This is a genomic window from Streptomyces sp. NPDC059454 (genome assembly GCF_042749965.1).
GTDB lineage: Bacteria > Actinomycetota > Actinomycetes > Streptomycetales > Streptomycetaceae > Streptomyces.
Genome location: NZ_JBHYVC010000082.1, coordinates 1 through 13162, shown reverse-complemented (window position 1 = coordinate 13162; position 13162 = coordinate 1). Strand labels below are relative to the sequence as shown.

Here is a 13162-nt window from a genome sequence, read left to right as displayed (position 1 = left end):
GCGGGCCCCGTTCCGCCCGGTCGTGCTCAGGCGGTGGTCAGGCTGGCGCCCCGGGGACGCTGCGGGGCGATGATGCTGCCGTCGGGCAGGAGTTCACCGGTGTCCTCGAAGAACACGACACCGTTGCACAGCAGGCTCCAGCCCTGTTCCGGGTGGTGCGCCACGAGACGGGCGGATTCCCGGTCGGCGGAGTCGGCTGAGGGGCACGGTGGCTGGTGCTGGCACATGGGTGGGATCTCTCGCTCTGTGGTGACCTGTGAGTCGGCTGTCGTTTCAGTTCCGTGGCGTGAAGCTTCGTTCATGGCCGCCCCCCGTTGTGATAAGTCGGTCGGAAACCAGTGTTGCCCCATGGGAGACGATCCGCAGGGATTTCGCGGCACCGCTCCTCACAGGGTGATGACGCGTCACCCGCGCGGACGGTTCATCTCAACTGCACTGTCACTTCGGGTGGTTCACCGTGGCCGGATGGGGCTAGTCCTCCCGGGAACAGCACGTACCCCGCCGCGTCGGGAGTTCCGGACGGCGGGGTACGCGGTGTCTTCTCAGGCGGGTGAGCCGAGCAGGCGGGTCGGTGCCACCCGGTGTGTCAGGACCGGGAGCAGGTCGGTGAACCGGTGCGGGCGGTGGGCCGCGATGCCGGGCGGTGCCGGGGCGAGCGGGACGAGCAGATCGGTGGCGGCCGGGTGGCCGGTGGCGCCGTCCGCGGTGGGATCGCCGTGCAGCCAGAGCGCCAGCATGTAGAGGCTCGGCACCGAGAGCAGCCGGGGCTGGTACGGCTGCGCCATGGCCTCGGCCTGGCGCAGCGCGAGCTCGGTGGAGGCGATGTAGGGGCCTTCGAAGAAGCGGGAGAACGCCCAGCCGTCGGCGGTGAGCACGGCGTCCGCGGCGGCCACCGCGCGGTCACCGGTGCGGATCAGGAAACGCCAGCCGGCCAGCCGGGTCGAAGTCCCGCCGTCGGGGGCGGTCCGGTCCAGGACGTGCACGGGGAGAGGCAGCTCGGCTGAGGCGGGTCCCTGGGCGACGAGCAGGGAGGGAGTTCGGGCTTCGCGGACCGCGGTCGGAGAGGAGAGCGCGGTCAGGACGGAACGCAGTGCGGGCGCGGGAGCCGGGGGGACATGCAGGGGCATGGTGGGTCGCCTCTCATTCGAAGGCACAGTGGCGCGAGGGCGGGGCGTGGCGGACGGCGCTGTCAGCTCGCGAAGGCCAGAGAGGCAGGGGCCGGGGGCCGAGTCCGGGAGACGGGGCGAGGAGTACCGCACGCCACCTCTCGGCTGGATCACTCGAACCGCGGGCGCCCACCTTCTGCCTTGTGCGCAAAGTTTATACGACACGTGTTCAGACTATGTTTCGTCTAGCTGTTTTCGACCGGTGGAACAAGGGTACTTCTGGTCGGTGAAACGCGAAAATCATCCCGATTCCAGGCAGGGCGCACGCCGATGACCTCGGAAAATGACCGCGAAGTGGTCGGCCAATTCTCGTCGGCTTTTTTCACGAGTTCGCAACCGACCCGCAAGTCGCCTTCTGTGCCATGCCCCGTGAATGTGCCACTGGTCACATCGGCCAGACTAGCGGTCGGCGGTGCCGTCCGGGGCGTTATCGATCGCATCGACGGGGCATCCTTGCCTGTGAACCGGGACCCCGGCGGACGATCTTCGATCCGCCCGTGCAAGAAGGGACGCTTCGATGGGGGAGAAGGTCGTGGCAGGTCAATTCGACCTGTCCGATCGCCAGCGCTACCGCGAGAAGCTCCGCAGCTGTCTGACGGGCTTGGAGCGACTCCTGGCGGAGAAGCGGTTCGACCGCCCCAAGAACCTCATGGGGCTGGAGATCGAATTGAATCTCGCGGGCGCCGACGGCATGCCGAAAATGTTGAATGCGCAAGTCCTCGAACGGATCGCCAGCAGGGACTTCCAAACAGAGCTCGCCATGTTCAATCTGGAAGTGAACATCGCCCCCCACCGATTGGGCGGGCGGGTATTCGACCGGCTCGACGAGGAACTGCGCACTTCGCTCGCGTACGCCGACCGGAAAGCCGGAGAGGTGGACGCGGGGATCGTGATGATCGGCATCCTGCCGACGCTGGACCGGGACGACCTGGTCTCCTCGAACCTTTCCGACGTCGACCGCTACGCGTTGCTCAACGAACAGATCGTGGCCGCGCGCGGTGAGGACTTCACCCTCGACATCGACGGCGTCGAGCGCCTCAGCTGCACCTCCAAGTCCATCGCCCCCGAGGCCGCCTGCACCTCGGTGCAACTGCACCTCCAGGTCACCCCGGAGCGCTTCGCCAGTGTGTGGAACGCGGCCCAGGCCGTCGCCGCCGTCCAGGTCGCCGTCGGCGCCAACTCGCCGTTCCTGTTCGGCCGCGAACTGTGGCGCGAGTCCCGGCCCCCGCTGTTCCAGCAGTCCACCGACACCCGCCCGCCCGAGCTCCAGGCCCAGGGCGTGCGGCCGCGCACCTGGTTCGGGGAGCGCTGGGTGACCTCGGCGTTCGACCTGTTCGAGGAGAACCTGCGCTACTACCCGGCTCTGCTGCCCCTCTGCGACGACGAGGACCCGCTCGAGGTGCTGGACCGGGGCGGCGTCCCCAGCCTCGCCGAACTCGTCCTGCACAACGGCACCGTCTACCGCTGGAACCGCCCCGTCTACGGCATCGCCGACGGCGTCCCCCACCTGCGGGTGGAGAACCGTGTGCTGCCCGCCGGTCCCACCGTCACCGACGTCATCGCCAACGCGGCCTTCTACTACGGTGTGGTCCGCGCCCTCGCCGAGGACAGCCGGCCGGTGTGGACCCGGCTGCCGTTCGAGGCGGCGGCCGCCAACTTCGACGCCGCCTGCAAGCACGGCATCGACGCCCGCCTCACCTGGCCCCGGCGGGGTCGCCTGGGCGGGCTGGGCGAGGTGGACGCGGTCACCCTCGTACGGGACGAACTGCTGCCGCTCGCCGAGGCCGGGCTGGACGCGTGGGGGATCGAGCCCGCCGACCGCGATCTGTACCTCGAGGTGATCGAGGAGCGGTGCCGGCGAAGGGTGAACGGCGCGACCTGGCAGGCCGCGACCTTCCACCGGGCCCTGGACCTGGGCCTCGGCCGGGAGGCCGCCCTGGCCGCCACCACCCTCCGCTACCGTGAGCTGACGCAGCAGGGCGATCCGGTGCACAGCTGGCCGGTGGGACTGCCGGAACCGGTGCCGACGGGCTGACCCCCTCCACGGGCCGCTCCCGCACGGCCCCCGGGCCGGGCGCACAGCCGCTGCCCTCATACTGATCGGACCGATCGGTGATGTGGAGGCAGGTGTGCAGGCGGAGGCGGGCCCGGGGGCCGATGCGTATTGCGGCCGGAGGCTCTCGCGGACGACGCTCCGCAACGAGACGCTTCTCGTGCTCGCGCTGTCGCTCGGCGCGAGCGGAGTGTCGGCCCTGATCAGCTTTGTCGGCTCGGTCACCGAACCGGGCGGCCTGAAGGACCAGGCGGCCACCCTCAACGCCTCGGCCGCGCCGGGCCGCCCCTGGCTGGACCTCGCCTGGCAGCTCTTCGGGATCACCACGGCGCTCGTACCCGTCGCGCTGGTGGCGCACTTCCTGCTGCGCGAGGGCGCGGGGCTGCGCACCCTCGGCTTCGACCGCACCCGGCCCTGGCCCGACCTCGGCCGCGGAGCGGCGGTCGCGGCGGTCATCGGCAGCAGCGGCATCGCCTTCTACCTGGCCGCGCGCGGTTTCGGGTTCAACCTCACCGTGGTGCCGGAGGCGCTGCCCGAGGTGTGGTGGAAGTACCCCGTGCTGATCCTCTCGGCGATGCAGAACTCGATCCTCGAAGAGGTCGTCGTCGTCGGCTATCTGCTGCGCCGGCTCGATCAGCTGGGCTGGAGCCCCGGCGCGGCGATGGCGGGCAGTTCGGTGCTGCGCGGCTCGTACCACCTCTACCAGGGCATCGGCGGCTTCATCGGGAACATGGTGATGGGCGTGGTGTTCGTGTACCTCTACCGGCGCTGGGGGCGTGTCGGTCCGCTGGTGGTCGCGCACACGCTGCTCGACATCGGGGCGTTCGTGGGGTACGCGCTGCTGGCCGGCAAGGTGGACTGGCTGCCGACGGCGTGAGGCAGCGGCAAAGGGGGCGTGCGGCGCGGCCGTACGCCCCTTTGGCGTACCGGGGTCAGACCAGCAGGTCGCCCTCGATGACCGTCACGGCCCGTCCGCTCAGCAGGGTGCGCTCACCACGCACCTCGGTGCGGACGCGGCCGGAGCGCGGTGAGGCCTGCAGACCGGTGAGGCCGGGGCGGCCGAGGCGCTCGGACCAGTAGGGGGCCAGAGCGGTGTGCGCGCTGCCGGTGACCGGGTCCTCGTCGATGCCGACGTTCGGGAAGAAGCAGCGGGAGACGAAGTCGTAGCCGAGTGCGGGGTTCTCGGCGCGGGCGGTGGCGATGATGCCGCGCTCGGAGTAGGCGGCCAAGGCCTTGAGGTCGGGTCGCAGGGCGTGGACGGTCCGCTCGTCGGCGACCTCGACGAGCAGGTCTCCGATGTTCGGGCCGGTGTCGAACGCCGTGAGCGGCCGGGCGCCCAGCGCCTCGGCGACGCCCTCGGGAACGTCGACCGCGGTGAGCGGGGCGGTGGGGAAGTCCAGGGTGACGGCGCCGTCCTCGCCGGGTGTGGCGACGAGGACGCCGCTGCGGGTGGCGAACCGCACCGGGCCCCGGTGCGCGCCGGTGGTGTGCAGGACGTGCGCGGTGGCCAGCGTCGCGTGGCCGCACATCGCCACCTCGGTGGCGGGGGTGAACCAGCGCAGCGCCCAGTCGGCCTCGCCGCCCGCGGGGAGCGGGTGGGCGAAGGCCGTCTCGGCGTGGTTGACCTCCAGGGCGACGTTCTGCAGCCAGGGGTCTTCCGGGAAGGCGTCGAGCAGCAGTACTCCGGCGGGGTTGCCGGCGAAGGGCCGGTCGGTGAAGGCGTCGACGATTCGAATCCGCATGACCTGACCGTACGGGCAGTGCGAAGCCGCAGGCCAAGGCCAATTCGCGGGTGGCGGCCCGATTGCCGGGGCCGCCGGTGACCTGTCTCGGCGAAGAGTGCGCGAAGACATCGACAGCCGGCCGGCTGCGACCCCGAAGGTCCGCGATCAGCCAGGGGTGTCGAAGCCGTTGCGGTCGCGTGCGGCCCGGATCCGGCTGAGCCACTCCGTGCCCAGCCGGCGCCCGTCCGGGAGCTGGTCGTCCCGGTCCCAGCGCCACGCTGTGATCACCGCCAGCACGAGGATCCGGCACTCGCGCAGCAGGTCCCGATCGACACCCGGACAGTGCTCGCCGACTTCTTCGGGGGCATGGGCGAGGTCGAATTCGACGGGCCCACGGCAACACGTCTCGAGGTCTATGAACAGCAGCCCGTTCTCCGTGGTGAGCAGGTTGCCCGGGTGCGGCTCTCCGTGCAGCAGCTGCTCGGCGCCGCCGCGCTCGCCGATCACTCGTCTCAGGCGTCGCAACGTGTCGCCGAGCAGCTCCCGGTCCGCGTCGGCGAGCGCCGGGGTGCGGTCGCGGTTCGCCACGAGGTGTCGAGCCTGCTCGACCCGGTCCGTGAAGTGCGGCGCCGGGACATCGAGCTCGCGCATACCGGCGTGCAGCCGCTCGAGCGCATGGGCGTAGTCGGCCGGTGGGACCTCTCGAGGTGCCACGGGCTCGTAGTAGGTCCACAGCGTGATCACGAAGCCGTCACGCTCATGGACGCGTGGCTCCACCCGGGGCTCGAGAGCAGCCACAGGGCTCCCGGTCCCGGCGAGCCGCTGAGCAAGATCGACTTCGAACCGCGCGACCTGATGCGCCACAGGTGCCACCCGGGCCAGGACGTCACAGGGCAGCAGACGCAGAGTGAGTTTGTTCGAGTCATGAAGAACGATCACGTCGTCGACCGTCAGGCCGAGTGATGAGGCGGTCGACATGGCCGCGGTCACCGCACGCGGGACCTCTGACGTCTGCATCGTTGCCCGCTTCCTCTCCCTTGAACGTTGCCACGACTCTCCGAGCGGTGAACCCGCGCACCGTACCGATGAGCCGCGGTGGCGCGACGTGATCGGCGGTCCGCCCCTGAAACCGCTCGGCCCGGCCGCGCCTTCACCTCGGCGCGGTCGACGGGCCGGACGCCCGGTCAGGCGGACTTCCGTACGACCAAACGGGCCGGGGTGACCACGGAGGACGGCGGAGGGCCGGAGTCCCGCGACGCGGGCTCGTCCGTCGTCCGTCTGAACAGCAGCCGGGCCATCAGGCGTCCCATGGCCTCGACGTCCTGGTCGGGTACGTGGCCGAGTTCGTCCACAGCCTGTCGGATGCGTTCCGCGACCGTCGCCCGCACTCTGGGCTCGCCATTGATCACACGGGACACGGTGGACTTCGACACTCCTGCCCGGCGCGCCACGTCCTCGAGTGTGGGGCGATATCCGTTCGACCGTTCCGTCAACACCTTCTCCGATGCGCGCAGTTCCCCGGGCGCTGGACACGTTAGCCGTCGACCGCCTGCGTCAGCAGTTGAATTCGGCCGGGCACCGGCCCCGTTCGGCCGAGCCGGCCTCGGCCGCCGCGAGGCCGAGGGGACCGTGCCGGGGCGAACCACCGATGCGCGAGTCGGTCGGCCGGCCCGGGGGTTGCCGAACGAACGCTTCCGATATATCGTTGAAGCATCGCGACAGATCAACGATGGAATGGAGTGGTGGCGATGCATACCCATGGTCACGAGCACGGACACGGTCATGGCGGCCCGCGTGGCGGCCGGGGCGACTTCGAGCGGCTGCGGGCGGCCTTCGGGCCCTTCGGTCCGGGGGGCCCGGGCGGTCCCGGTGGTCCCTTCGGCCCGGGTTTCGGTCATGGCGGCCCCTGGGGCGGGCGAGGGCGCGGCGGACCGAGGGGAAGGGCGCGGCGCGGTGACGTACGGGCGTCGATCCTGGCCCTGCTGAAGGACCGTCCGATGCACGGCTACGAGATGATCCAGGAGATCGCCGGGCGCAGCGGCGGGGCGTGGAAGCCCAGCCCCGGCTCGGTGTACCCCACCCTTCAGCTGCTGGAGGACGAGGGGCTGATCGCCAGCGAGTCCGAGGGCGGCAAGAAGCTGTTCTCGCTCACCGACGCCGGTCGCTCGGCGGCCGAGGAAGGCCCCGAGGCTCCCTGGGAGGAGGCCTCGCGCGGGGTCGACTGGGAGGCGCTGAGCGAGATCCGGCAGGCCGGCTTCGGCCTGATGGAGGCCTTCGGCCAGGTCTGGAAGACGGGCAGCAAGGAGCAGCGGGAGAAGGCTCTCGCCGTCATCAACGAGGCCCGCAAGAAGCTGTACCTCATCCTCGCCGACGAGGGCTGAAGGTATCGGTGAGGACCGGCGGGGGCGCGGCGCAAACCGGCGCGCGCCCCTCGGGCGGAAACGCCCTGATCTCCTTCGCAAGGAGGAGATTCCGGCCCGGGGCGTCCACTTCCCGTGGGACGCCAAGATGCTTCCCGCCGGGGATGTCCCGGGCTCGCGGGGCTGATGAGGTGGGGGTGTGCAACCCCGTACCCCCCGGCGACAGGCCCGGGAGCTCCAGGAGCAGGGCATCCGTCGCGCGGAGAACGATGCCAGGCTCGGCGTCGAGCTGGCGGCGGTGGTGGCCGGTGCCCGGCGCAGAGCGGTCCGGGACGGGGACCGGCAGATCGACACCGCCCATCTGCTGCATTCGCTCCTGGAGTCCGACGCCGAGGTGAGAGCCGTCTTCGGCGAGGGTCCGCAGATCGCCCGGCTGCTCGGCTATCTGGTGCAGCGCAGCATCGGCTACGGCCTGCGCTGGCAGAGCGCGGTCGAGGGCTCCGGCGGCGTCGCCGTGGTGACCGAGGCCGCGGGCTTCTCACCGCTGGCCGCGGGCTGCATGGAGTACGCCCACGAGCGCGCCGCCCGCCATGGCCGCGGCCCGGTGTGCGGTACGGACCTGCTCGCGGCGATCGTCGTGGACCCGCGGGCGCGTGCCGTCGAGGTCCTCGAACGCGCCGGAACCGACCACCGTGAACTGTTCGCCCGGCTCGAGGTGTCGTCCAGTCGGTGAGACAGGTGTCATCAGGGGTGACGCTCCTGTCGAGGCCTGTCATCATGTGCCGGTGCCTACCTCTGTCAGTACCCCGAGCGACCGCCGCAAAGGCGTCGGACTCGGCCTCGCGCTGCTGTCCGCGCTGGCCTTCGGGGGTTCCGGTGTGGCGGCCAAGCCGCTGATCGAGGCGGGTCTCGACCCGCTTCACGTCGTGTGGCTGCGGGTGGCGGGCGCGGCACTCGTCATGCTGCCGCTGGCGGTGCGCCACCGGGGGCTCCTGCGGAGCAGGCCCGGGCTGCTCGCCGGGTTCGGTCTGTTCGCCGTGGCCGGTGTCCAGGCCTGCTACTTCGCCGCCCTCTCCCGCATCCCCGTCGGGGTCGCGCTGCTGGTCGAGTATCTGGCGCCCGCGCTCGTGCTCGGCTGGGTGCGGTTCGTGCAGCGGCGGCCGGTGACCCGTGCCGCCGCGGTCGGTGTGGTCCTGGCGGTGGGCGGACTCGCCTGTGTCGTGGAGGTGTGGGCGGGCCTCGGCTTCGACGCGCTCGGTCTGCTGCTCGCGCTCGGCGCGGCCTGCTGCCAAGTCGGCTACTTCGTCCTGTCCGACCAGGGCAGCGACGGCGAGGAGGCCCCCGACCCACTCGGCGTGATCGCCTACGGGCTGCTGGTCGGCACAGCCGTCCTCACCGTCGTCGCCCGGCCCTGGTCCATGGACTGGTCCGTCCTCACCGGCAGCGCGGAGATGGACGGCACTCCGGTCGCTGCCTTCGCGCTGCTGGCCTGGATCGTCCTCGTCGCCACGGTCGTCGCGTACGTCACGGGGGTGCTCTCGGTGCGCCGGCTCTCGCCGCAGGTCGCCGGTGTCGTGGCCTGTCTGGAGGCGGTCATCGCCACCGTCCTCGCCTGGGTCCTGCTCGGTGAGCATCTGTCGGCACCGCAGATCGTGGGCGGCCTGGTCGTCCTCGCGGGAGCCTTCATCGCCCAGTCCTCGACGCCGGCGAAGGGCTCCGGGGAACCGGTGGCGAGCGGCGGGCCGGAACGGGAGTTGTCCACGCCGGGAACCACCGCATAGGGTGCCGATCATGTACGTACGCGCATGTGTTCTTCCGCCGCCGGCCGCCTGAGGCGGGCCCTCCGGTACATCCGCCCGGCAGGTCGCCGGGCGTGACGGTGCTGCCCGCAGACGAAGTCCGCGGATCCCGCCGACCCGGTCCCGACCGGGCCTGATCCGGGATCCCTTCCCGAACTTCCGCGCCCACGCCGACGCGCGTGGCGCGCGCATCCGCGGAGAGAACACGTGCCGAACGCCGTCTCCGGCCTGCCCGTCGGGCGAGGCCTCCTCTATCTGATCGTCGCCGGTGCCGCCTGGGGCACCGCGGGCGCCGCCGCGTCGCTGGTCTACCGGACCAGCGACATGGGGCCCGTCGCCCTGTCCTTCTGGCGCTGCGCGGTCGGCCTGGTGCTGCTGCTCGCCGCCCGGCCGCTGTCGCGGCGCGCCCGGACCGCCGTCCCCGAGCCGCTCGGCCGGCGGGCGCTGCGGGCCGGAGCCACCGGCATCGGGCTCGCGGCCTTCCAGACCGCCTACTTCGCGGCCGTCTCCGCCACGGGACTGGCCGTGGCCACCGTCGTCACCCTCGGCGCCGGTCCCGTACTGATCGCGCTCGGCGCGCGACTGACCATGGGGGAGCGCCTCGGGCGCGGCGGACTGGCCGCCGTCGTGGGCGCGCTCGCCGGACTCGTCGTGCTCGTCCTCGGCGGCGAGGGCGCGACCGTGGACCCGTGGGGCGTCCTGCTCGCCCTGCTGTCCGCGGCCGGATACTCGGCGATGACGCTGCTCACCCGCTGGTGGGGGCGCGACGGCGGTACGGACTCCTCCGGTACGACCGTCGGGGCGTTCGCCGTCACCAGCCTGGTGCTGCTGCCGTTCGCCGCGGTCGAGGGACTGGTGCCGCACACCGACGCCCCCGGCGTGCTGCTGTGCCTGCTGGCGTACGTCGCCTCCGTGCCGACGGCGCTCGCGTACGGCCTCTACTTCGCCGGCGCGGCCGTCGTACGGTCGGCCACCGTGTCCGTGATCATGCTGCTGGAGCCGGTGAGCGCGGCGGTGCTCGCGGTCGCCCTGCTCGGTGAGCGGCTCACGACGGCCACCCTGGCCGGCACCCTGCTGATGCTCGGCTCGGTCGCGGGACTCGCGGTCGGCGAGGCACGGGGTGCGCGCGCCCGTAGGGGGAAGCCGGACATGGCGCCGGTGTGACGGCGTGGGGCCCTTCCACGCGGGAGGGCCCCGGGGATCAGGCCGGCTGCCGCCGCAGGACGTGCGCGCGTGCCTCCGCGTCACGCGCGCCGTCCCGGTCCGCCAGCCCGGCCGCGATGCGCTCCCGTACCGCCTCGGACCGCTTGCCCGCGTACTTGAACTTCGCCCGTACGCCCGTCACTTCGAGCCGGAGCCCGCGGATCCCGGACAGCAGCCTGCCGTACGGCGCCGCGCCCGCCGCCGCCCGCGCCGAGCCACCCTCCGGCTGGAAGTGGCCTGCCTGGCGGTCGAGGAGCGCGGCCTTTTGCGCCGGATCGTCCACGACATGGGCGCGGCAGCGCAGTTGGACGGACGCGTAGAGGCTCGTCGGGACACCGTGCTCGGACGGGGTTCCCGGCTCCGCCTGCCAGGGGCCGGGGACGTAGACGTAGTCGTCGACCACGCTCAGCAGGACCTCCGGACGGGCCTCGACGGCGTGCCAGAGCGGGTTGGGCCGGGCCAGGTGGGTGACCGCCTCGCCGCGCTCCGCGTCGTAGGCGAAGTGCACGGGCTGGACGTGGGGCGGCTCACCCGGCGGGCCGTTGACCGCGAGCTGTCCGAAGTCGTGCGCGCTCAGCCATCGCTGCCACTCGTCGTCGTCGCGTGGCGCGTCCCAGGGGTGGATCAGCATCACAGGTCCGCCAGGTAGCCGGGCAGCTCGGTGCCGGGGGCCAGGCCCGGGTCGGCGAGCGGGGTGCCGTAGCCCTTGCGCAGCGGGACGACGCCGGCCCAGTGGGGGAGGGCGAGGTCCTCGGGCTCGTCGTTGACACCGCCGGTGCGGAGCTTGGCGGAGACCTCGTTCAGGTCGAGGCGGATCACCGCCGTGGCGGCCAGCTCCTTCTTGTCGGCCGGCCGGGAGTCGGCGGCGCGGCCCGGTACGACATGGTCGACCAGGGCGTCGAGGGCCTGCCGCTTCTCCTCGGGGTCGGTCACGTCGTACGCCGTGCCGTGCACCACCACGGAGCGGTAGTTGATCGAGTGGTGGAAGGCCGAACGGGCCAGCACCAGCCCGTCGACGTGGGTGACGGTCAGGCAGACCGGGAGGCCGGCCCCGGCCCGGCCCGCCGCGCGCAGCGGGCGTGAGCCGGTCGAACCGTGGACGTAGAGACACTCGCCGACCCGGCCGTACAGCGTGGGCAGTACCACCGGCGCGCCGTCCCGGACGAAGCCGAGATGACAGACGTAGCCCTCGTCGAGTATCGCGTGCACCAGCTCCTTGTCGTACGCGGCACGGTCGGGGGAGCGGGTGGGGACGGTGCGCTCGGTGGGCTGGTAGATGGCTGCGGGCCGCTGTTGCCGGGTCCCCTGCATGGCGCTCTCCATTGTACTAGTGCATAATCGGCTTTGTGCTAGGAGAGTATCGGATCAGTGGGCGGCGTGCGGCGGAGATTTCCGCGAGCATCGAGCGTGCGGTGGGGGAAGGGGCGTTGCGGCCGGGTGAACTGCTGCCGCCCATGCGGGAGTTGGCGGAGCGGCTCGAGGTGAACCCGAACACCGTCGCCGCCGCGTACCGGACCCTGCGCGAGCGCGGGGTCATCGAGACCGCGGGCCGACGGGGGAGCCGGGTGCGGCCCAAGCCGGCCACCACCGCGCGTGAACTCATCCGGGTGGAGGTTCCGCCCGGCGTGCGGAACCTGTCCGAGGGCAACCCGGATCCCGCGCTGCTGCCCGCGCTGGCCGGGGCGTTCGCGGCGGCGGCCGGGGAGGGGGACCGGGATCCGGTGCTGTACGGGCACGCGCCCGTGGAGCCCGAACTGGCGCGGCTGGCGCGGGCCGGGCTGGACGCCGACGGCGTTCCCGACGGGCCCGTCGCCGTCACCTCGGGCGCGCTGGACGCGACGGAGCGGGTGCTCGCGGCGCACCTCAAGGCCGGGGACGCGGTCGCCGTGGAGGACCCGGGGTGGGGGAGCCTGCTGGACCTGGTCCCGGCGCTGGGACTGCGGACCGTGCCCGTGGGGGTCGACGACGAGGGCCCGCTCCCCGACGACGTACGGAGCGCGCTGGCGGGAGGGGCGCGGGCCCTGATCGTCACCGACCGCGCACAGAACCCGACCGGTGCCGCGCTGAGCGCCGCACGCGCGCGTGCGCTGCGCCGGGTGCTCGCCGAGCACCCGGACACACTGCTGATCGAGGACGACCACGGCCATCACATCGTCGACCTGCCCCTGCACCCCCTCGCGGGTACGACCCGCAGCTGGGCCTTCGTGCGTTCGGCGGCCAAGGCCTACGGCCCCGACCTGCGGCTCGCGGTACTCACCGGGGACGCGGTCACCCTCGACCGGGTGCGCGGACGGCAGCGGCTCGGGCCGGGCTGGGTCAGCCGGATCGTCCAGCGTGCGGTGGCGCGGCTGTGGAGCGAGGGCGTGGTGGACCCGGCGGCCGTGGCCGTGCGGTACGGGCGGCGCCGGGACGCGCTGATCGGGGCGCTGGACCGGCGCGGGATCGCGGCGCACGGGCGCAGCGGCATGAACGTGTGGGTGCCGGTCCCCGACGAGACCGGCGCCGTCGCCCGCCTGCTGCACGCCGGCTGGGCGGTGGCCCCCGGCGCCCGCTTCCGGATGAACGCGGCGCAGGGCATCCGGGTCACCGTCTCGACGCTCACCGAGGAAGAGATCGGGCCGCTGTCCGAGGCGATCGCCGAGGCGATCGGTCCGGCCGGGGGGCCGGTGCGGACGTATGTCTGAGGCGGGTGTCCAGGCGCTGCGGGCCGGCCGCGGACGGCTGTGCGGGTTCCTGCGAGCTCCCGGGGGCGAGGGCTGGGCGGGGGTGTCGCGCAGCCCGGCGTTCGCGGGGTGCCTCCCCTGGAGGGGGTACCCCAGCCCGCCCGTGCCGCCCCGGCCCCCGCCCTGCCCGCGGT

General features: G+C 72.5%; 13 protein-coding genes and 1 pseudogene. 7 read left to right on the top strand and 7 right to left on the bottom strand.

From position 1 onward, the window contains the following. Positions 1–26: 26 nt before the first annotated feature. Together ACFXAE_RS33285 and ACFXAE_RS33280 are read right to left on the bottom strand one after the other, a co-directional pair. The gene (locus ACFXAE_RS33285) at positions 27–227 is read right to left on the bottom strand and encodes a DUF5999 family protein (protein ID WP_384722470.1); all 201 of its coding nucleotides are present in this window, start codon (positions 225–227) and stop codon (positions 27–29) included. Positions 228–542: 315 nt separating this feature from the next. Continuing rightward, positions 543–1127 (bottom strand): hypothetical protein, encoded by a 585-nt coding sequence (locus ACFXAE_RS33280; protein WP_384722467.1) that lies wholly within the window; start codon positions 1125–1127, stop codon positions 543–545. Positions 1128–1683: 556 nt separating this feature from the next. Here ACFXAE_RS33280 and ACFXAE_RS33275 point away from each other — a divergent pair. Continuing rightward, entirely contained in the window at positions 1684–3201 is a 1518-nt protein-coding gene (locus ACFXAE_RS33275; protein ID WP_384722464.1) for a glutamate-cysteine ligase family protein, read from the top strand. Between the two features lie 94 nt (positions 3202–3295). Beyond that, entirely contained in the window at positions 3296–4096 is an 801-nt protein-coding gene (locus ACFXAE_RS33270) for a CPBP family intramembrane glutamic endopeptidase (protein ID WP_384722461.1), read from the top strand. 55 nt (positions 4097–4151) lie between these two features. Here ACFXAE_RS33270 and ACFXAE_RS33265 read toward each other — a convergent pair whose 3' ends face one another. The 3 genes and pseudogenes from ACFXAE_RS33265 to ACFXAE_RS33255 all read right to left on the bottom strand — a co-directional run. Beyond that, the gene (locus tag ACFXAE_RS33265; protein ID WP_384722458.1) at positions 4152–4961 is read right to left on the bottom strand and encodes a PhzF family phenazine biosynthesis protein; all 810 of its coding nucleotides are present in this window, start codon (positions 4959–4961) and stop codon (positions 4152–4154) included. Between the two features lie 147 nt (positions 4962–5108). After that, on the bottom strand, positions 5109–5960 hold the full coding sequence (locus ACFXAE_RS33260) for a phosphotransferase enzyme family protein (protein WP_384722456.1): 852 nt from the start codon (positions 5958–5960) through the stop codon (positions 5109–5111). A gap of 305 nt (positions 5961–6265) precedes the next feature. After that, positions 6266–6436, bottom strand: a pseudogene (locus ACFXAE_RS33255) (LacI family DNA-binding transcriptional regulator); the annotation flags it as partial. A 255-nt stretch (positions 6437–6691) separates the two neighbouring features. Between ACFXAE_RS33255 and ACFXAE_RS33250 the strand changes: the two are divergent. From ACFXAE_RS33250 to ACFXAE_RS33235, 4 genes are all read left to right on the top strand, one after another. Continuing rightward, positions 6692–7324, top strand: a complete 633-nt coding sequence (locus ACFXAE_RS33250) for a PadR family transcriptional regulator (protein ID WP_384722453.1) — start codon at positions 6692–6694, stop codon at positions 7322–7324. Positions 7325–7502: 178 nt separating this feature from the next. Continuing rightward, the gene (locus ACFXAE_RS33245) at positions 7503–8036 is read left to right on the top strand and encodes a Clp protease N-terminal domain-containing protein (RefSeq protein WP_384722450.1); all 534 of its coding nucleotides are present in this window, start codon (positions 7503–7505) and stop codon (positions 8034–8036) included. Positions 8037–8082: 46 nt separating this feature from the next. Beyond that, a complete protein-coding gene (locus ACFXAE_RS33240) occupies positions 8083–9084 on the top strand; it encodes a DMT family transporter (RefSeq protein ID WP_384722447.1) in 1002 nt (333 codons plus the stop codon). Positions 9085–9309: 225 nt separating this feature from the next. Continuing rightward, positions 9310–10266, top strand: a complete 957-nt coding sequence (locus ACFXAE_RS33235; RefSeq protein WP_384722444.1) for a DMT family transporter — start codon at positions 9310–9312, stop codon at positions 10264–10266. A gap of 37 nt (positions 10267–10303) precedes the next feature. Here the strand turns inward: ACFXAE_RS33235 and ACFXAE_RS33230 are convergent, their stop codons facing one another. Next, a complete protein-coding gene (locus ACFXAE_RS33230) occupies positions 10304–10936 on the bottom strand; it encodes an FMN-binding negative transcriptional regulator (RefSeq protein ID WP_384722441.1) in 633 nt (210 codons plus the stop codon). Beyond that, positions 10936–11616 (bottom strand): pyridoxamine 5'-phosphate oxidase family protein, encoded by a 681-nt coding sequence (locus tag ACFXAE_RS33225; protein ID WP_384722437.1) that lies wholly within the window; start codon positions 11614–11616, stop codon positions 10936–10938. The genes ACFXAE_RS33230 and ACFXAE_RS33225 overlap by 1 nt, the downstream gene beginning before the upstream one ends. A 35-nt stretch (positions 11617–11651) precedes the next feature. On the opposite strand from ACFXAE_RS33225, the gene ACFXAE_RS33220 reads away from it, so the two are divergent. Then, positions 11652–12989: an aminotransferase class I/II-fold pyridoxal phosphate-dependent enzyme gene (locus ACFXAE_RS33220; RefSeq protein WP_384722434.1), complete on the top strand. Its 1338-nt coding sequence runs from the start codon at positions 11652–11654 to the stop codon at positions 12987–12989. Positions 12990–13162 lie beyond the last annotated feature (173 nt).

What these genes read in the sequence shown, in the direction of transcription:
- ACFXAE_RS33230 (WP_384722441.1), bottom strand. Translation starts at nt 10,936, where the DNA reads ATGCTGATCCACCCCTGGGACGCGCCACGCGACGACGACGAGTGGCAG.
- ACFXAE_RS33260 (WP_384722456.1), bottom strand. Translation starts at nt 5,960, where the DNA reads ATGCAGACGTCAGAGGTCCCGCGTGCGGTGACCGCGGCCATGTCGACC.
- ACFXAE_RS33265 (WP_384722458.1), bottom strand. Translation starts at nt 4,961, where the DNA reads ATGCGGATTCGAATCGTCGACGCCTTCACCGACCGGCCCTTCGCCGGC.
- ACFXAE_RS33280 (WP_384722467.1), bottom strand. Translation starts at nt 1,127, where the DNA reads ATGCCCCTGCATGTCCCCCCGGCTCCCGCGCCCGCACTGCGTTCCGTC.
- ACFXAE_RS33225 (WP_384722437.1), bottom strand. Translation starts at nt 11,616, where the DNA reads ATGCAGGGGACCCGGCAACAGCGGCCCGCAGCCATCTACCAGCCCACC.
- ACFXAE_RS33275 (WP_384722464.1), top strand. Translation starts at nt 1,684, where the DNA reads ATGGGGGAGAAGGTCGTGGCAGGTCAATTCGACCTGTCCGATCGCCAG.
- ACFXAE_RS33250 (WP_384722453.1), top strand. Translation starts at nt 6,692, where the DNA reads ATGCATACCCATGGTCACGAGCACGGACACGGTCATGGCGGCCCGCGT.
- ACFXAE_RS33285 (WP_384722470.1), bottom strand. Translation starts at nt 227, where the DNA reads ATGTGCCAGCACCAGCCACCGTGCCCCTCAGCCGACTCCGCCGACCGG.